Source organism: Rhodobacter maritimus (assembly GCF_058747975.1).
In genome coordinates this window covers 1,041,111-1,058,046 of record NZ_CM179095.1, presented here as the reverse complement: position 1 = coordinate 1,058,046, position 16,936 = coordinate 1,041,111, and the positions used below count along the sequence as shown (strand labels likewise).

General features: G+C 67.1%; 16 protein-coding genes. 4 read left to right on the top strand and 12 right to left on the bottom strand.

The window, feature by feature from the left end; all coding sequences use genetic code 11:
* Positions 1–89 precede the first annotated feature (89 nt).
* Genes fdxA through AC4PTO_RS05335 form a run of 4 tightly spaced genes read right to left on the bottom strand, consistent with a single transcriptional unit; the run spans position 90 to position 4,206 of the window.
* Positions 90–428, bottom strand: a complete 339-nt coding sequence (fdxA, locus tag AC4PTO_RS05350; RefSeq protein ID WP_492732608.1) for a ferredoxin FdxA — start codon at positions 426–428, stop codon at positions 90–92.
* A gap of 52 nt (positions 429–480) precedes the next feature.
* Entirely contained in the window at positions 481–858 is a 378-nt protein-coding gene (locus tag AC4PTO_RS05345) for an RNA-binding S4 domain-containing protein (protein WP_492732607.1), read from the bottom strand.
* A gap of 3 nt (positions 859–861) precedes the next feature.
* Complete coding sequence (locus AC4PTO_RS05340) at positions 862–3,633, bottom strand: helicase-related protein (RefSeq protein WP_492732605.1); 2,772 nt, start codon at positions 3,631–3,633, stop codon at positions 862–864.
* A gap of 12 nt (positions 3,634–3,645) precedes the next feature.
* The gene (locus AC4PTO_RS05335) at positions 3,646–4,206 is read right to left on the bottom strand and encodes a tetratricopeptide repeat protein (protein ID WP_492732603.1); all 561 of its coding nucleotides are present in this window, start codon (positions 4,204–4,206) and stop codon (positions 3,646–3,648) included.
* A 63-nt stretch (positions 4,207–4,269) separates the two neighbouring features.
* Between AC4PTO_RS05335 and AC4PTO_RS05330 the strand changes: the two genes are divergently transcribed.
* On the top strand, positions 4,270–4,557 hold the full coding sequence (locus AC4PTO_RS05330; protein WP_492732601.1) for an SCP2 sterol-binding domain-containing protein: 288 nt from the start codon (positions 4,270–4,272) through the stop codon (positions 4,555–4,557).
* Positions 4,557–5,492, top strand: coding sequence for an alpha/beta hydrolase (locus AC4PTO_RS05325; RefSeq protein WP_492732599.1), 936 nt, complete (start codon positions 4,557–4,559; stop codon positions 5,490–5,492). The genes AC4PTO_RS05330 and AC4PTO_RS05325 overlap by 1 nt, the downstream gene beginning before the upstream one ends.
* On the opposite strand, the gene AC4PTO_RS05320 is transcribed toward AC4PTO_RS05325, so the two are convergent.
* The 4 genes from AC4PTO_RS05320 to AC4PTO_RS05305 are packed head-to-tail and all read right to left on the bottom strand — an operon-like array spanning position 5,489 to position 9,431.
* Positions 5,489–6,214 (bottom strand): Ntn hydrolase family protein, encoded by a 726-nt coding sequence (locus AC4PTO_RS05320; RefSeq protein ID WP_492732597.1) that lies wholly within the window; start codon positions 6,212–6,214, stop codon positions 5,489–5,491. The genes AC4PTO_RS05325 and AC4PTO_RS05320 overlap by 4 nt on opposite strands.
* A gap of 32 nt (positions 6,215–6,246) precedes the next feature.
* Positions 6,247–7,059: a transglutaminase family protein gene (locus AC4PTO_RS05315; RefSeq protein ID WP_492732595.1), complete on the bottom strand. Its 813-nt coding sequence runs from the start codon at positions 7,057–7,059 to the stop codon at positions 6,247–6,249.
* The gene (locus AC4PTO_RS05310; RefSeq protein WP_492732593.1) at positions 7,056–8,009 is read right to left on the bottom strand and encodes an alpha-E domain-containing protein; all 954 of its coding nucleotides are present in this window, start codon (positions 8,007–8,009) and stop codon (positions 7,056–7,058) included. The genes AC4PTO_RS05315 and AC4PTO_RS05310 overlap by 4 nt, the downstream gene beginning before the upstream one ends.
* Positions 8,010–8,015: 6 nt before the next feature.
* A complete protein-coding gene (locus AC4PTO_RS05305; RefSeq protein ID WP_492732591.1) occupies positions 8,016–9,431 on the bottom strand; it encodes a circularly permuted type 2 ATP-grasp protein in 1,416 nt (471 codons plus the stop codon).
* 234 nt (positions 9,432–9,665) lie between these two features.
* Here AC4PTO_RS05305 and AC4PTO_RS05300 point away from each other — a divergent pair, with 234 nt between their 5' ends.
* The gene (locus AC4PTO_RS05300) at positions 9,666–11,483 is read left to right on the top strand and encodes a M3 family oligoendopeptidase (protein WP_492732589.1); all 1,818 of its coding nucleotides are present in this window, start codon (positions 9,666–9,668) and stop codon (positions 11,481–11,483) included.
* A gap of 76 nt (positions 11,484–11,559) precedes the next feature.
* On the top strand, positions 11,560–12,735 hold the full coding sequence (locus AC4PTO_RS05295) for a dipeptidase (RefSeq protein WP_492732588.1): 1,176 nt from the start codon (positions 11,560–11,562) through the stop codon (positions 12,733–12,735).
* 3 nt (positions 12,736–12,738) lie between these two features.
* On the opposite strand, the gene AC4PTO_RS05290 is transcribed toward AC4PTO_RS05295, so the two are convergent.
* The 4 genes from AC4PTO_RS05290 to lgt form a co-directional block, all read right to left on the bottom strand.
* Positions 12,739–13,509, bottom strand: a complete 771-nt coding sequence (locus AC4PTO_RS05290; protein ID WP_492732587.1) for a Hint domain-containing protein — start codon at positions 13,507–13,509, stop codon at positions 12,739–12,741.
* A 641-nt stretch (positions 13,510–14,150) separates the two neighbouring features.
* The gene (gene pgeF / locus AC4PTO_RS05285; protein WP_492732586.1) at positions 14,151–14,912 is read right to left on the bottom strand and encodes a peptidoglycan editing factor PgeF; all 762 of its coding nucleotides are present in this window, start codon (positions 14,910–14,912) and stop codon (positions 14,151–14,153) included.
* A 3-nt stretch (positions 14,913–14,915) separates the two neighbouring features.
* Positions 14,916–15,992 carry a class I SAM-dependent methyltransferase gene (locus tag AC4PTO_RS05280; protein WP_492732584.1) on the bottom strand — a complete coding sequence of 359 codons (1,077 nt, stop codon included), beginning with the start codon at positions 15,990–15,992 and terminating at the stop codon, positions 14,916–14,918.
* Positions 15,989–16,870 carry a prolipoprotein diacylglyceryl transferase gene (lgt, locus tag AC4PTO_RS05275; protein ID WP_492732582.1) on the bottom strand — a complete coding sequence of 294 codons (882 nt, stop codon included), beginning with the start codon at positions 16,868–16,870 and terminating at the stop codon, positions 15,989–15,991. Before lgt ends, AC4PTO_RS05280 begins: the two co-directional genes overlap by 4 nt.
* Positions 16,871–16,936 lie beyond the last annotated feature (66 nt).

Here is a 16,936-nt window from a genome sequence, read left to right as displayed (position 1 = left end):
TTGAAATCAGGGGCTTGGCGGGCCGCAACCCCATCCGAACCGATCGGTTCATCCCGAATCGCCCCCCGGACCGGCCTGCGTGCCGGGAATCAGTCGCCCGTGCCGGGCTTGGGGCTGAAGTATTTCTCCAGCTTGCCGGCCTCGCCGTCGAACTTTTCGGCCTCGTCCATCGGGTCTTTTTTCTGGGTGATGACCGGCCAAAGCTCCGAGTATTTCCGGTTGAACTCGACCCAGTCCTCCATTCCCGGCTCGGTATCCGGGCGGATCGCATCCGCGGGGCATTCAGGCTCGCAAACGCCACAATCGATGCATTCGTCAGGATGGATGACAAGCGTATTCTCGCCTTCATAGAAGCAGTCGACCGGACATACCTCGACGCAATCGGTATATTTGCAGTTGATGCAGTTGTCGGTGACGACATAGGTCATGGATAACCCCGAAGGCTGTTCGTTCGCCCGTTACCTAGCCCTGACTTGCCGATCAATCAAGCCGCTGCGATATCGAAAGGGCATCCTGCGGCGATCCGGCGCTGTCCGCGGACGGATCTTCCTGAACCGATGCCTCCCCCGGAACGGCGGTTTCGCCGGCGGGGGCGATCTCTTCGTAAAGCGTGGCGGCCTCGGGCGCGGGGCCGCGGCGGGTGCCACAGGCCAGGATGCGCAGCACGCGCACCTGGCCGGCAAGGCGCAGCGTCAGAACGTCGCCCGGCCCCACCGCGCGGCCGGGCTTTTCGATCCGCTGCCCGTTCAGGCGCAGCCGTCCGCCGCTGACGACCGAAGCCGACAGCCCGCGCGTCTTGCACAGCCGCGCGTGCCAGAGCCATTTGTCGATCCGGATCCGGTCGACGGCCCCGGTCATGGATCAGGTCTTGCCTTTCAGCGCCGCCAGCACCGCGAAGGGGCTGTCGGGGTCGATCGGGCGGTCCTTCTTGGGCGGGCGGGCCTGGAAGTTGCGGGGCTGCTCGTCGGGCTTGCCGCCCTTGCCATGCTTGCCCTTGCCGCCGCGCTTGCCCTCAGGCTTGCCGCCCTCGCGCCGGGCGCCGGACTTGCCGCCGGCATTGCGCCCCTCGGCCCCCTCGCGCCGCGGCGCGCGGTCGGGGCGCGGGGCGCGCGGGCGCGGCGCCCATGCGAAGGTATAGAACACCTCGGTCTCGGGCGCGGCCGCTTCGGCATCCGCCGCAGCCTCGGCCACCGGAGAGCTTTCCTCGGGGATCGGGTTCTCGGCGCCCTCGGCGGGCGGCACCGGCTCGGCCGGGGGCTTCACCTTCTCACGCTCGCCGCGTTCGGCCTTGTAGCCCAGCCCGGCCATCAGGTCGGCGAACTGCTCCAGCGTCATGCCGGTGATCGACAGCATGTCGGGCGTGGCCTCGAACCCGCCGCGCGTATCCTGGCCGCGCAGCAGATCGGCCAGACGTTCGAGCATGTCGATACGGATCGCACGCGCGCCCGCCGCGCGATAGCCCGACAGCGTATAGGCCGCGGCCGGAACCTCGGGCAGGTTCGGGATCGTCACAAGACCGGGCGGCGGGCTTTCGGGAAACTCGTCCAGCCCTTCCCAAAGCGATGCGAGAACCAGCCGCAGCCGCGTCGGCGCGGGTTTCAAAAGCGCCTGCTGGAAGATCGTGTATTGCCCGAACCGCACGCCATGCTTGCGCAGCGCGCCGCGCGCATCCTGATCCAGTTCCTTCACCTCGGCCGCCACGCCTTCGCGCGGCAGCACGCCAAGCGCCTCGACCAGGCGGAAGGCAAAGCCGCGCGGCAGGCCGGTCAGCGTTTCATCGCGCCCCATGGCCAGAAGCGGCTCGAACAGGGTGGCGACCTTGCGGTCGATGAAGTGCTGAAGGCGGCGCTTGACCTTCTCGGCCACATCCGCGCCCGCCTCTTCGTCCACGAAAGCCTCGACCGAGGGGCGCATCGCCTCGGCGCCCTTCACCAGCTTGCCCACGGCGATCTCGCCCCACATCAGGCCGCCCTGTTCGGTAAAGTCCATCTCAGTATCGGGCGCGTTGTAGAAGCGGTCCGCACGCAGGTGGAACTCGGGGCGCAGCGCCTCATAGGCCGCGCGCGCCAGCATCTTCGCCTCGTCGGGCGAGGACGTGTCGTCCTGCCGAAAACGGAACCCCTCAAGACGGCCGGCGAATTCGCCCTCGACCGTCACTTCGCCCTTGTCGTTCACCTCGGCCACGAGGGTCTCCTTCTGCTTGAGCCGGCGCAACAGCACAGAGGTGCGCCGGTCCACAAATCGTTGGGTCAGCGCGCCATGCAGCGCATCCGACAAGCGGTCTTCTACCGCGCGAGTTTCCCCGCGCCAATGGCTTTCGTCATCGACCCAGCCCCTGCGCTGCGCCACATAGGTCCATGTGCGGATAAACGCCAGCCGGCGCGACAGCGCGTCGATATCGCCATGTGTCTTGTCGATCCGGGCGATCTGCCCGGCAAGCCAGTCCGACGGAACACCCTTGCCGCCTTGCAGGAACCCGAAGATCCGCGCCAGCAGGGTCGCATGTTCGGTCTGCGAAATCGAGCGGAAGTCGGGAATGCGGCAGACATCCCACAGCAGGCGCACATCGGCGGGGTGGCCGATCCTGTCCTGGATCTCGGGATATTCGGCCAGCGTGCGCAGCGCGATCAGGTCATCCGCGTCGCGCCCGCGCGTCAGCCACGCCTCTTGCGGCTGTTCTTCCAGGCTGCGGATCAGCCGCGCGACGGTGCCGAATTCCAGCTGCGGATTGCGCCATTGCAGCCGCTGGATCGGGGCAAAGCGGTGCTCCTCCACGGCGGTGACAACCTCGGGCGGCAACGGGCTTGCGTCGCCCGTCACGCCGAAGGTGCCGTCCTGCGTGTGCCGCCCCGCGCGGCCCGCGATCTGGCCCAGCTCATGCGGGAAAAGGTGGCGCATCCGGCGGCCGTCGAATTTCGAGGTGGCCGCGAAGGCGACATGGTCGATATCGAGGTTCAACCCCATGCCGATGGCATCCGTGGCGACCAGGTAATCCACATCCCCGTTCTGATACAGCTCGACCTGCGCGTTGCGCGTGCGCGGGCTGAGCGCCCCCATCACCACCGCGGCACCGCCCTTCTGGCGGCGCACGAGTTCGGCGATGGCATAGACATTATCAACCGAAAATCCCACGATCGCGCTGCGTGCGGGCATCCGGCTTGTCTTTTTCGAACCAGCCCACCGCAATTCGGAAAACCGCTCGCGCCGGGTGAACTGCACGCCCGGCACCAGAGCGGCAATCGCCCCCTTCATGGTTTCCGAACCAAGCAGAAGCGTCTCGTGCAGGCCGCGCGCATGCAGCAGCCGGTCGGTGAAGACATGGCCGCGCTCGGGGTCGGCGCAAAGCTGGATCTCGTCCAGCGCAACGAAATCCGCGCCCATCCCCTCGGGCATCGCCTCGGTGGTGCAGACCCAGTATTGCGTGCGTTCGGGAACGATGCGCTCTTCGCCCGTGACCAGCGCCACGACCGAGGGGCCGCGCGCCTTCACGATCCGGTCATAGACCTCGCGCGCAAGCAGGCGCAGCGGCAGGCCGATGATGCCCGTGCGATGCGCCAGCATCCGCTCGATCGCGTAATGGGTCTTGCCCGTATTCGTCGGCCCGAGGACCGCGGTGATCCGCCCCTGCGCCATTCCGTTCCCCGCTCAGAGCGTAATGCCCGCGAGCTGTCTTTCCAGCCTGTCGATGGCGTCTTTCACATCCTGCTGATGCGGGTGCAAGGCATAAGAGCGGCGAAACGCCTCGAGCGCGCCCTCGGGGTTGCCCATCTCGTCCAGAATCGCCCCAAGGCCGGCAAGCGCACCCCAGTGGCGCGGCTCAAGCGCAAGGGTGCGTGCGATGTCGGACAGCGAGGGGCCATATTGCCCGGCCAGGAAATAGGCCGTCGCGCGCGCGTTCCACCCTTCGGCGAAATCGGGCGCATGATCGGTCAGCGCGGTCAGATGCTCGATCGCGGCTTGTGCATCGCCGCCGTCCAGCGCATCTTCGCCCCGCTTGAGCAGAAGGTCCATCGCCGGAGAGCCCGAACGCGACCACGCCCTGCGGATGTCGGATTCGGCACGCGCCCAGCCCGGATAGTCGGGATCGGCCAGTTCCTCGAAATACCGATCCAGCCCATCGGTTTCGGCGCGCAGGGGCGCACCGGCAACCAGTGCGCCAAAAAATGCCGCCACGGCACATTTGTAGAAGGCAGATCGCTCACGCATATCTAAGATGTAACCTAACTGCCGGAAAATGCGATAGCCCGGCATTCACAATCGGAGGAATTCATGAGCGACGTTCTCGACACCGCACTGGCCGCATTGCAGGCGAAACTGCCCGAGGGCTTTTCGTCCACCGCGAAATTCTGCATCGAAGGCGAAGGCGCGATCATCGCGGACCCCGAGGGCGTGCGCATCGGCGACGATGAGGCGGACGTGACGCTGACCGCCTCGGCCGATACCTTCAAGGGCATCCTGGAGGGTGACGTGAACCCCACGATGGCCTTCATGAGCGGCAAGCTGAAGGTCGACGGCGCGATGGGGCTGGCGATGCAACTGGGCGCCGCCCTGGCGTGATGGACCCGGCCCCCCTGTTCGATGCGATCGCCCGCGCCCCCGCGGGCGGACGCGCCTTCTGGTTGCGCGCCGCCGATGGCGTGCGCATCCGGCTGGCCGCGTGGCAGGGGCCGGAGGCGGCCAGGGGAACGGTATTCCTGCTGCCTGGACGCACGGAATACATCGAGAAATACGGCCCCGCCGCAGGCGAATTCGCCGCGCGCGGCTATGCCATGATCTCGGTGGACTGGCGCGGACAGGGGCTTGCCGACCGGCTGGTGGCGGACCCGGCCAAGGGCCATGTGTCCCGCTACCCGGAATATCAGCTGGATTTCGACGCGGTCTTGCGCTGCGTCGAAACGCTTGGCCTGCCCCGGCCGTGGTTCGTTCTGGGCCATTCGATGGGCGGCGCGATCGGCCTGCGCCGGCTGATGGATACGAATCCCTTCGCGGCGGCGGCCTTCTCGGCGCCGATGTGGGGGATTCGCCTGCCCCTGCCGCCCCTGTCGCGCGCGATTGCCCGCACGCTCGAACGGGTCGGGCTGGACGAGATCTATGTTCCCACGACCTCGCCCGAAACCTATGTGCTGCGCACCGCCTTCAACCGCAACCGGCTGACCACGGACCCGGCGATGTGGGCCTTCATGATCGAGCAGGTCGCGGCCGAGCCCGAGCTGACGATTGCCGGCCCGACGATCCGATGGCTGACGCAGTCGCTGCACGAATGCGCGGCGCTTGCCGCGCTGCCGGCGCCGGACCTGCCCTGCTATTGCGCCCTTGGCGGGCTTGAGAAGATCGTCGAGATCGGCTCGGTCCATCGGCGGATGGCAGGCTGGCCCGGGGGCAGGCTTGAAATCATCACCGGGGCCGAGCACGAGCTGATGATGGAAACGCCCCCCGCCCGCGCGCGGTTCTACGATGCCTGTGCGGCGCTTTTCGACGCTGCCCCGCGCTAAAGCTCGATCTGCGAAAAGGCGTCGCGCAGCGCCCGCGACCAGGCCCCGCTCATCGCGGCGAAATCCTTGTCGCCCGCCTCGATCCGGCGGATCATGCTCATCCGGCAGGCATCGCGCTCGATCACCGCAAGGTCCAGCGGCATCCCCACCGACAGGTTCGAGCGCAGGGTCGAATCCATCGACAGAAGCACCGCCTTCTGCGCATCGGCCAGCGAGGTCTCGCGCGACACGACCCGGTCGAGGATCGGCTTGCCGTATTTATGCTCGCCGATCTGAAGGAAGGGGGTGTCGGTGGTCGCCTCGATGAAATTGCCCTCGGGATAGATCAGGAACATGCGCATCGCGCCGCCCGCACGCTGCCCCGCCACGATCATCGAGGCCGCTGTCGAGACCTTGGTCGCGTTCATCTTGTGCTCGATGTCCTGACGCACCGAGGCAAGGGTGTTGCCGACGATCTCGGCCACCTTGAGCATCGTCGGCGCCAGCAGGACCGAACTGTCGGGCGTGGCCTCGGCATCCTCGGCGGCCTCGTGCAGGCGCGCCATGGTGGTCTGCGTCACCGACAGGCTGCCCGCCGTCAGGATGGCGATCACCCGCTCCCCCGGTTCCTCGAAGGTGAACATCTTGCGATAGGTGGAGATATTGTCGAGCCCGGCATTGGTGCGGGTATCGGACAAAAGCACAATGCCTGCTTCCAGCAGCAGGCCCACGCAATAGGTCATCTTCGTTCCTCGGCACCGGCGCGCCCGGCAGATTATTGCTGCGTCGCCTCAAGTGCAACCGTCACGTCAAGGCTTTCCCGTCCGGCACCAAGCGCAATGCCCCGGATCGGTGCCGCATCCGCGGCGTCATAGCCCGAACCGAGGCGGACATAAAGCTCGTTCGGGCAGCAACCATTGGCCGCGTCGAACCCGATCCAGCCCAGATCGGGCACATGGATCTCGGCCCAGGCATGGGCGGCCTCGTGCGGGGTGCCATCCTCGGCGGCATAAAGATACCCCGACACATAGCGCGCGGGCAGATCAAGGCTGCGCGCCGCCGCGATCAGAACCTGCGCGTGGTCCTGGCAAACGCCCTCGCGCAGCTCCAGCGCCTCGGCGGCGGAGGTATGGGCATGCGTCACGCCCGGACGATAGGCCACCGCGGCGCGCACCGCGCTTGCCAGGCGGTGCGCACGGTCCAGATCGTCCGATGCGCCCGCAACGGCCCCGGCCGCCAGATCACGGATCGCCATGTCGGGCTCGGTCGCGGGCGTGTCGCGCAGATAGACCATCGGCGGCACGGTTTCGCGGTGGCCGCGCAGCACCCCGGCGGTGTCCTCGGTTTCCACGGTTCCCGTGACGCTGACGGCCAGGGCCGTCACCGGGCCGCGCACGGACCAGCCTTCGACCCGGTCCCCCGCCCCGTCCCGAAAGGCGCCGCCCCGCGTTCCGCCCGGAATCTCGACCTTCCAGTCCAGCACGCGCTGCCCGGCAAAGCGCGTCGGAAACAGGCGCAGCGACTGGACGGCCGAACGCATCGGCGCATCGTAGCGGTAATGCGTGACATGATTGACGGTCAGGATCATCGCGCTTCTCCGCTCAGGTAGATCTGCTGGACAAGTTCGGTCAGCTCTCCGATCTCGCCGATGAAGCGGGACAGGAATTCGTGCAGGCCCTCGTCGAAGATCTCCTGCACGGTCAGATCGGTCAGTTCGCTTTGCAAGGCGCGGGCGCGGGTCTGGGCGGGGGTGCGGCGGTCGTAATCGCGCGCAAGGCGGTTGAGATGCTCCAGCACCACGCTTGACGCCGCGATAAGCGAGCGCGGCATCTGCGGATTGAGGATCAGGAAATGGGCGATCTTGCCGGCGCTGATCTCTCCGCCATAGGCCCAGTGAAAGGCCCGATGCGCCGAAAGCGCCCGCAAAAGCGTGTGCCACTGATAGCGATCAAGGCTGGAGCCCACCAGATCGACATCCGGCAGCAGCACGAAATACTTCACATCCATCAGCCGCGCGGTGTTGTCCGCCCGTTCCAGCGCAAGCCCGAGGCCAAGGAAGTCATACCCGTCATTGCGCAAGAGCGTGGCGTCGATCGCGCCACGGATCTGCGCGGTCTTGCGCATGGTCCATTCGGTGATCTCGGTCAGGCTCAGGTCCGATCTGGGGCGGCGTTCCAGGCCGCGCATCTCCTGGAAGGCGGTGTTGATCGCATCCCAGGCCTGCGTCGTCAGCGCGGTGCGCACGATGCGCGCATTCTCGCGCGCCTTGCCGATGCAGGAGGCCACCGACGAGGGGTTGTCGAGATCGAAGAACAGGTAGCTTTCGATATTGCGCTGCACCGCATCGTCATATTTGGCGCCAAAGCCCGCCGCCGTGCCCGAGGCCTGAAGCAGGCTTTCCCATTCGCTGCGATACCCGCGCCCCGCCGAGGGCATGAGCGCGATCCGCCCGCCCACTTCCAGCAGGCGCGCCATGGTTTCGGCGCGCTCGATATAGCGCCCGATCCAGAAAAGATTTTCCGCCGTCCGGCTCAGCATGTCAGGTCACTCCGCCAGAACCCAGGTATCCTTGACGCCCCCGCCCTGGGACGAGTTCACCACAAGCGAGCCTTCAGTCAGCGCGACCCGCGTCAGGCCGCCCGGCACCAGCTCGATCGTGTCGCCCACAAGGCAATACGGGCGCAGGTCGACATGGCGCGGCGCGATCCCCTCTTCCACGAAGGTCGGCGTGGTCGACAGGGCAAGCGTCGGCTGCGCGATATAGTTCTCCGGGTCCTGCGAGATCTTCTGGCGGAACAGCGCGATCTGGTCGCTGCTGGCGCGCGGCCCGACAAGCATGCCATACCCGCCCGAGCCGTGCACCTCCTTGACCACCAGTTCCCCAAGGTTGTCGAGGACATATGACAGATCCCCGGCCTTGCCGCATTGCCATGTCGGCACGTTCTGCAAGATCGGCTCTTCCCCCAGATAGAAGCGCACCATTTCCGGCACATAGGTATAGATCGCCTTGTCGTCCGCCACACCCGCGCCGGGCGCCGAGCAGATGCTGACCCCGCCCGAGCGATAGACATCCATCAGCCCCGGCACGCCCAGCATGGAATCGGGCCGGAAGCACAGCGGATCAAGGAAGGCATCATCGAGGCGGCGATAGATCACATCCACCTTCTTCGGCCCCTCGGTCGTGCGCATCCAGACGAACCCGCCCTCGACGAACAGGTCCGCCCCCTCGACCAGCTCGACACCCATCATGTCGGCCAGGAAACTGTGCTCGTAATAGGCCGAGTTGAAATGCCCCGGCGTCAGGATCACCACCGTCGGATCGCGGTCGCATTTCGCGGGGGCGACCGAACTCAGCGTGCGGCGCAGAAGCTCGGGGTAGCCGTCCACCGGCTCGATGCGGTTCTCGCCGAACAGGTCGGGGAACATGCGCATCATGATCTCGCGGTTTTCCAGCATGTAGCTGACGCCCGAGGGCGTGCGGCAATTATCCTCGAGCACGAAGAAATCGTCCGGGCCGGTGCGCACGAGGTCGATCCCCACGATATGGGAATACACCCCGCGCGGCGGGGTAAAGCCCGCAACCGCACGCTCATAGGCCTCGTTGTGATAGACCAGCCGGGCGGGAACGCGCCCCGCGCGCACGATCTCTCCCTTGCCATAGACATCAAGCAGGAAGGCATTGAGCGCCCGCGCGCGTTGCTTGATGCCCTTTTCCAGGCGGCGCCATTCGGGCTGGGTGAAGACGCGGGGAAACATGTCGAAGGGGATCAGGCGGTCGGGATCGCCGCCCTCGCCGTAAACCGCGAAGGTGATGCCGATACGGCGGAACAGCACCTCGGCCTCGGCCTGTTTCATCTGGCGCAGCTCGGCGGGCATCTGCCGGGTCCAGTCTTCCAGCCGCGCATAGGGGGGGCGGACCTGATCGCCGTCGAACATCTCGTTGAAATAGCTTGGGGACATGCTGCACTGATTCCTCGGACCTGTAGGGAAAGCTTAGGCAGCCAGTGCCCGCAAAGAAAGCGCTTCGGCCGGTTCGGGCACGGCGCTGCCCGGTTCTTGGGCAATTCACCGCCCATTTTGCGGGCGCCCGGCACCCGAATGCGCATAAATCGGGCAGATGTTGCAGGGGTGGCGGCCCTTGCGCTGCGCGCCCCCCTGCCCCTATCTGAGAGATGCAACAGACAAGAGGACGCCATGACCCTGCCCCTGCCCCGCCCCGTATTCGATGCCAACGCAACTTCGGGCGGATTCGGAGACCTGCCGGACTGGGATCTGAGCGATCTGTATGCCGCCCCCGACGCCCCCGAATTCACGCGGGACATGGCCTGGCTTGAAAGCGCCTGCGCCGGTTTCGCCACCGATTACGAAGGCAGGCTTGCAGGGCTTGATGCCGCGGGCATGGCCGAATGCATCCGCCGCTATGAGGAAATCGACATCACGGCCGGGCGGCTCATGTCCTATGCGGGGCTGCGCTACTACCAGAACACCACCGATGCCGCGCGCGCCAAGTTCATGGCCGACGCGCAGGACCGCATCACCGGCTTCACCACGCCGCTTGTCTTCTTCAGCCTCGAGTTCAACCGCATCGGCGATGCCGCCTATGAGGCGCTTTTCGCCGATGCGCGGATCGCGCGCTACAAGCCCGTCTTCGACCGGATGCGCGCAATGAAACCCCACCAGCTTTCGGACGAGCTGGAGAAGTTCCTGCACGACCAGTCCGTGGTGGGCGCCGCCGCCTGGAACCGGCTTTTCGACGAAACCGTCGCGGGCCTCGAATTCGAGGTCGAGGGCGAGGCGCTCAACCTTGAGGCCACCACCAACCTGCTGTCCGATCACGACCGCGCGCGGCGCGAGGCGGGGGCGAAGGCCCTTGCGCAGGTTTTCGGGCAGGAAATCAAGCTGTTCGCGCGGGTCCACAACACGCTGGCCAAGGAAAAGGAAATCGAGGACCGCTGGCGCAAGATGCCCAGCCCGCAGCATGGCCGCCACCTGTCCAACCATGTCGAGCCCGAGGTCGTGCAGGCGCTGCGCGACGCGGTGGTTGCGGCCTATCCGAAGCTGTCGCATCGCTACTACCGGCTGAAAGCGAAATGGCTGGGGCTTGAGAAGCTTCAGATCTGGGACCGCAACGCGCCGCTGCCGACCGAAGCCCCGCGCAAGATCGACTGGGACGAGGCGCGCGAAACGGTGCTGTCGGCCTATTCCGCCTTCAGCCCGGAAATGGCGCGCCTTGCACTGCCCTTCTTTTCCAGGGGTTGGATCGACGCGGGCGTAAAGCCCGGCAAGGCGCCGGGCGCGTTCGCGCATCCCACGGTGACGACGGTGCATCCCTATGTGATGCTCAACTACCTTGGAAAGCCGCGCGACGTGATGACCCTTGCGCATGAACTGGGCCACGGCGTGCATCAGGTGCTGGCCGCCGGTCAGGGCGAGCTTCTGGCCTCTACCCCGCTGACGCTTGCCGAAACCGCCAGCGTCTTCGGCGAAATGCTGACCTTCCGCCGCCTGCTGGAAGCGGCCGCCACCCCGGCCGAGAAAAAGACCCTGCTGGCGGGCAAGGTCGAGGACATGATCAACACCGTGGTGCGCCAGATCGCGTTCTACGATTTCGAATGCAAGCTGCATGCCGCGCGCGCCGAGGGCGAGCTGACCCCCGAGGACATCAATGCGCTGTGGATGTCGGTGCAGGGCGAATCCCTTGGCGATGCCTTCGAGTTCATGCCCGGATACGAGACCTTCTGGGCCTATATCCCGCATTTCGTGCACTCGCCCTTCTATGTCTACGCCTATGCGTTCGGCGACGGGCTGGTGAACGCGCTTTATGCCGCCTATGAAAGCGGGCTTCCCGGCTTCGAGGAGAAGTATTTCGACATGCTCAGGGCCGGCGGCTCCAAGCATCACAAGGAACTGCTCGCGCCCTTCGGCCTTGACGCAAGCGATCCGGCCTTCTGGGACAAGGGGCTGTCGATGATCGCGGGGTTCATCGACGAGCTGGAGGCGATGGAGGCGTGACCCCACGTCAGGGCGCGCGGCACTTTGCGCCCGCGCGCCCGCACGCTAGCCTTCCGCCCAAGGGGCGGAGGGCATCATGCGCAAATGGGTGAAGATCGGAACGGGCCTTGTGGCACTGGGCGTCGTGGCCTTTTTCGGTGTTGCGCCGGGGATCGTCGAGAACGGCCAGAACCGCACCACGGCGCATGAGCCCTGGCCGGTCTCGGCGGCCGCGCGCAAGCTGCATGCCGGGCTGGTGATCGGGGACTGGCATTCCGATGCCCTGCTGTGGGACCGCGACCTGCGCCGCCGCACCGATCGCGGCCATGTCGATCTGCCGCGCCTGCGCGACGGCAATGTGGCGCTTCAGGTCTTCACCACCGTCACCAAAAGCCCCAAGGGCCAGAATTACGAACACAACACCGCCGACGCGCCCGACAACATCACCCCGCTGGTGATGGTGCAGCTGCGCCCCCCGACAAGCTGGTTCGACCTGACCGAACGCGCGCTGGACCAGGCCGCGCGGCTGGCCCGCGTTGCCGGACAGGCGCCGGACGAGTTGCGGATCATCCGCACGCGGGCCGATCTTCAGGCCCTGCTCGATGCGCGCGCGGCCGGCGCCACGGTCACGGGCGGGCTGCTTGGCGCCGAGGGCGGGCACGCGCTTTCGGGCGATATCGACAATCTGGCCCGGCTTCATGACGCGGGCTTCCGCCTTCTGGGGCTGACGCATTTCTTCGACAACGAACTGGGCGGCAGCCTGCATGGCGAGGGCGGCAGCGGCGCCGGGCTAAGCCCGTTCGGCCATGAGGTGCTGGCGCAGATGATCGCGCGCGACATGGTGATCGACCTTGCCCATGCCTCGCCGCAGATGGCCCGCGAGGTGCTGGCGCAGGACGGCGCGCGGCCCATCGTGTCGCATACCGGGATCTACAGCCATTGCCCGACGCAGCGGAATTTTCCCGACGAGCTGATGCAGGCGATCGCCGCGAAGGGCGGGCTGATCGGCATCGGCTTCTGGGCCGATGTCACCTGCGATGCAAGCCCGCAGGGCGTCGCCCGCGCCATCATGGCGGCGGTTGCGCTTGTCGGGGCCGATCATGTCGCGCTCGGCTCGGATTTCGACGGCGCGGTGGAAACCGCCTTCGATTCCTCGGAACTGGCCGCGCTGACGCAGGCGCTGATGGACGAGGGCCTGCCCGAACCCGCGATCGCGCAGGTCATGGGCGGCAACATGATGCGCTATCTGGCCGAAACCCTGCCCGAGGGTTGAGGCTCAGCCGAAGAACGCCTCGATCTCGGAACGGGTCAGGCGCGGATGCGCCATCGGGCCGAAATCGGACAGCCGATCAAGATGGGGAAACAGCGCCTCGTAAAGGGCAAGCATGCGCGGGTCGATGGTTTCGGCAAGGGCTTCGCCGGGGTGAAAGCTTTCGACCTCAAGGCCCATGACGCGCAACGAGGCCTGCCGGGCAAGCGCGACATGATAGACCGTGACCGGCGAGGCCGGGCTCAGCTCGATCACGCCGAGGCCATCCAGAAAGGCCCGCGCGGGTATATAGGCCGAGGGGATCCGGGTGCGCGCCTGCAAGCGCGCGCCTTGCAGGCAAAGCCGGGCATAGGGGCCAAGCACCACGTCCTGCGCGGGCCTGCCAAGGCCGAACGCCTCGGCCGTCACCCGCACCAGCGCGGCGGCGGCGCGGGGGTCCGGCCCCATTCGGGCGGGATAAAGGGTCATCGCGCCGATCCATGTGATCGTCTCGGCCCCGCCCTCGACGGTCTGGGCGCGCATGCCGGGCACCAGATCCTCGACCGCGACGGGGCCCTCGTCGGTCTGCACCACCGCGCCGCGCGCCAGGGCCGCGAAGGCCGCCTCGAAGAGCGGTGTCGCAGGCGCGATGCGCGCGCTGGAGCGGACCTCGCCGTCCGGTGCCAGCCAACTTGCCTCGTATCGCCGGGTCAGTGGCGTGGCGCGCGGTGCGCGCGGATCGGGCCCTTCGACGGGGCGGATACCCGGCCCGGCATCGGCCGTCCGGGGGCGAAGCACGGCGTTTCCGGGGCCGGTGCGGTGAGGGAATGACATAGGCTCAGCCTTTCAGTCTGGTCATGGTCGCACCGGGCCCCACCGGGTGCAGATCGACCAATTGAGAGTGACGTTGTGCCGCGCGCGTGTTCGGATCGCGGGCGAATGGAATGGCCGGACGGACCTGTGGCCTGCCAATAGTCCAGGCGTGCCACCTGATGTCGCCCGTATCCGTCACGGGCCGGGGATGGCAGCCCCCGGCCCCGGCCGCCGGACACGAACGGGATGGGTTTGCGGGATCGCGTGCCCCCCTCAAGGACGCCCCGCCCGGACACGCCCGGCCCCGCGCTTCCACGGCATAGCACAAAACGCATCGGCGCTGGTGCTCAGCAATGCCTTCATCCAGCGGCTCTGAGGTCTTTGGGTCATCGGGTTTCTCCTGCTTGGACGGGCGTGGCAGCCGCCCGGTCCCTGCCCCCTTTGTCCCAGAGATTTGCGGCATGGGTTTGACGCGGCGGCCGGACGCGGCCACATTCGGTGCGCCCAATCAAGGCAAAGCCGCCGGTTCCCAAACCTGCAAGATCAAGGGTTTTTTCGGGTATTGGCGATCAGGCGGCCACAACAATGGCAGCACCACGGCAAGATCGGGCACAATCAGGCCGCAATCACAGCCGGATGGCAGAGATCAGCCGCCCGTAATCGGCCTCTTGGGCATGAGTCGTGCGCCGGTAGGAATAGAACCGCTCGGCATCGCCATAGGTGCAGTGGCGGATCCAGAGCGCCTCTTGCACGCCCGCCGCACGTAGCCGGTGCAGGCCAAATCCCGGCAGGTCGAACATCGGCCGCCCCCCCGGTCCGCCCGAGAAGAAGCGGCCGTATTCCGGGTCTTCGACCAGGAAGGTCTCCATGAAGTCATGGCCGACCTCATAGGCCGCCTGCGAGATGCAGGGCCCGACCACCGCCACGATCCGCCCGCGCCTTGCGCCCAGATCCTCCATCGCGTCGACCGTGGCCTCGAGCACGCCGTCAAGCGCCCCGCGCCAGCCGGCATGGGCCGCGCCGATGACCCCGGCCTCGCGGTCGGCGAACAGAACGGGCTGGCAATCGGCGGTCAGAACCGTCAGCACCACGCCCGGCGTCGCGGTCACCAGCGCATCGGCGCGCTGCGGCGCCTCGGGCGGCGCCGCCAGCGTCACGACATCGGCCGAATGCACCTGATGCACGCCGGCAAGCTGTTCGGGGGCCGCCGCCATCGCCGCGGCCACGCGGGCACGATTCAGCGCGACCGCCTCGGTCTGATCGGACGAGCCATGGCCGCAATTCAGCCCCTGGAACACGCCCGAAGAGGCGCCCCCCTTGCGGGTGAAGAACCCGTGGTGCACGCCGTCCAGCGCGGGCGAGGTCAGTATTTCCAGCGTATGCGACATCGGCTAACCTTGATCGAAACCGGGTGGCAGCGGTGCGCCCTGCGCAAAGACGGCAAGCGCCTTGAACAGGTTTCCCATTTCCTCGGGATGGGTCAAGCGCCGATGCGCCGCGACATGCGCCTCATGCGCCGGACCTGCAAGTTTCGGCGCAAGCGCGCGGGCGCGTGCCGTAATTCCCAGCCGTTCCAGCAACACCCCCTGCGCCGTCATCCCCGAGACCGCCGCCCCCGCGCCCCGCGCGGCAATGGCAAGCGCCTCGAAATCGACATGCGCGGTCAGGTCGGCCTCACCGGGATGGGCAAAGGGGTCCTCGGGGCGATGGCCGCGCAGGGCCTGGAACGTATCGCCCAGACTGCGCCAGTTGCCATAGTCGATCACGATCGCCACGCCCCCCCGCGCCGCGATGCGCGCGCCAAGCGCGGCCATCACCGGGGCCGCGGCCGGGCAGATCTCGACGACATCGCCTTCCCGCGTGTCGGCAAGGCGATGCTCCAGCGCGGCCACAGGATGCACGGGCGACAGCCCCGGCTGCAAAAGACCCTCGGGCGAAAGTCCGACCTGACGCTCGGCCCAGGCCCCGCCCCGGCGCAGGAACTGGCGGATCGGCAGGGCGTCGAAGAACTCGTTCGCCAGAAGGTAAAGCGGCGCATCGGGCAGGCTGTCCACCGTGTCGTGCCAGACAACCTCTTGCCCGGCCAGCCGCGCCCGCTGCACCGCGCGCAGGGCCGGCGACGCTTCGACAAGATGCACCTGCGCCGCGGCCGCCATCTGCGGCAAGGCCCCGATCGCGCGCAACACATCGGCCATCAGCGTGCCCCGCCCCGGACCCAGCTCGGCCAGAACGAACCTGTCGGGGCGCCCCTCATCGGCCCAGACCTGCGCAAGCGCAAGGCCCAGCATCTCGCCGAACATCTGCGAGATTTCGGGCGCGGTGATGAAATCGCCCGCCTGCCCGAACGGATCGCGCGTGGCGTAATAGCCATGGCGCGGATGCAGCAGGCATTCGGCCATGTATTGATCCAGCCGCAGCGGCCCCTCGGCCGTGATCCGCCGCCCGAGAAGGCCCGCAAGCAGCGTCACGGCGCCACCCGCTCGCGGCGCAACGCGCGGATCACGAAAACCGCCCCGATCGCGATCATCGGCAAGGACAGGATCTGCCCCATCGACAGGCCGAAACCGCCCAGCGACAGGACATGCCCCATCGGGTTTTCGGGCGTGATGAACTGCCCGTCGGCCTGGCGGAAGAACTCGACCACGAAACGCGCAAGCCCGTATCCGGCCAGAAACAGGCCCAGAAGCAACCCCGGCCGCAACAGCGCCCCGCGTGCCAGCAAAAGCCACAGGACCGCGCCCAGAAGCAGCCCTTCAAGGCTCGCCTCGTAAAGCTGCGAGGGGTGGCGCGCGCACAGCCCGGCCACCACACCGGGGCAATCCTGCGCCGCCTGCCCTGGAAAGATCACCCCCCATGGCAGATCCGTTGGGCGGCCCCAAAGCTCGGCATTGATGAAATTCGCAACCCGCCCGAAGAACAGCCCCACAGGCGCAACCAGCGCAAAGGCATCGGCCACCGCAAGGGGCGCAATGCCCCGCCGCCGGCAAAACCACAGCCCCGCCAGAACCACCCCGAGAAACCCGCCGTGAAAGGACATGCCGCCCTGCCAGACCTTCACGATATCAAGGGGATGCGCCAGGTAATAGGCCGGCTGGTAGAACAGCACGAAACCCAGCCGCCCGCCGATCACGACGCCAAGGATGACAGCGGTCAGAAGGTCCTCGACCGCCCGCGGCTCCATCGGCGCCTGCCCGCCCCACAGCGCGGGGCGCTTCATCAGCCCCACGATCAGACGCCAGCCGATCACCAGACCCGCGATATAGGCCAGGGCATACCAGCGCAGCGGCAGCCCAAGCCCCGGGATCACGAAAACATTCGGGTCGATATCTGGAAAGGGAATGGCCATCTCGGTCCTCTTGGATCGCGCGGAGAAAGCCCCGCCCCCGCGCCGAAGTCAACCTTGAGCTTTCCC

What these genes read in the sequence shown, in the direction of transcription:
- pgeF (WP_492732586.1), bottom strand. Translation starts at nt 14,912, where the DNA reads ATGTCGCATACGCTGGAAATACTGACCTCGCCCGCGCTGGACGGCGTG.
- lgt (WP_492732582.1), bottom strand. Translation starts at nt 16,870, where the DNA reads ATGGCCATTCCCTTTCCAGATATCGACCCGAATGTTTTCGTGATCCCG.
- AC4PTO_RS05315 (WP_492732595.1), bottom strand. Translation starts at nt 7,059, where the DNA reads ATGATCCTGACCGTCAATCATGTCACGCATTACCGCTACGATGCGCCG.
- AC4PTO_RS05330 (WP_492732601.1), top strand. Translation starts at nt 4,270, where the DNA reads ATGAGCGACGTTCTCGACACCGCACTGGCCGCATTGCAGGCGAAACTG.
- fdxA (WP_492732608.1), bottom strand. Translation starts at nt 428, where the DNA reads ATGACCTATGTCGTCACCGACAACTGCATCAACTGCAAATATACCGAT.
- AC4PTO_RS05335 (WP_492732603.1), bottom strand. Translation starts at nt 4,206, where the DNA reads ATGCGTGAGCGATCTGCCTTCTACAAATGTGCCGTGGCGGCATTTTTT.
- AC4PTO_RS05300 (WP_492732589.1), top strand. Translation starts at nt 9,666, where the DNA reads ATGACCCTGCCCCTGCCCCGCCCCGTATTCGATGCCAACGCAACTTCG.
- AC4PTO_RS05345 (WP_492732607.1), bottom strand. Translation starts at nt 858, where the DNA reads ATGACCGGGGCCGTCGACCGGATCCGGATCGACAAATGGCTCTGGCAC.
- AC4PTO_RS05320 (WP_492732597.1), bottom strand. Translation starts at nt 6,214, where the DNA reads ATGACCTATTGCGTGGGCCTGCTGCTGGAAGCAGGCATTGTGCTTTTG.
- AC4PTO_RS05325 (WP_492732599.1), top strand. Translation starts at nt 4,557, where the DNA reads ATGGACCCGGCCCCCCTGTTCGATGCGATCGCCCGCGCCCCCGCGGGC.
- AC4PTO_RS05295 (WP_492732588.1), top strand. Translation starts at nt 11,560, where the DNA reads ATGCGCAAATGGGTGAAGATCGGAACGGGCCTTGTGGCACTGGGCGTC.
- AC4PTO_RS05305 (WP_492732591.1), bottom strand. Translation starts at nt 9,431, where the DNA reads ATGTCCCCAAGCTATTTCAACGAGATGTTCGACGGCGATCAGGTCCGC.
- AC4PTO_RS05310 (WP_492732593.1), bottom strand. Translation starts at nt 8,009, where the DNA reads ATGCTGAGCCGGACGGCGGAAAATCTTTTCTGGATCGGGCGCTATATC.
- AC4PTO_RS05340 (WP_492732605.1), bottom strand. Translation starts at nt 3,633, where the DNA reads ATGGCGCAGGGGCGGATCACCGCGGTCCTCGGGCCGACGAATACGGGC.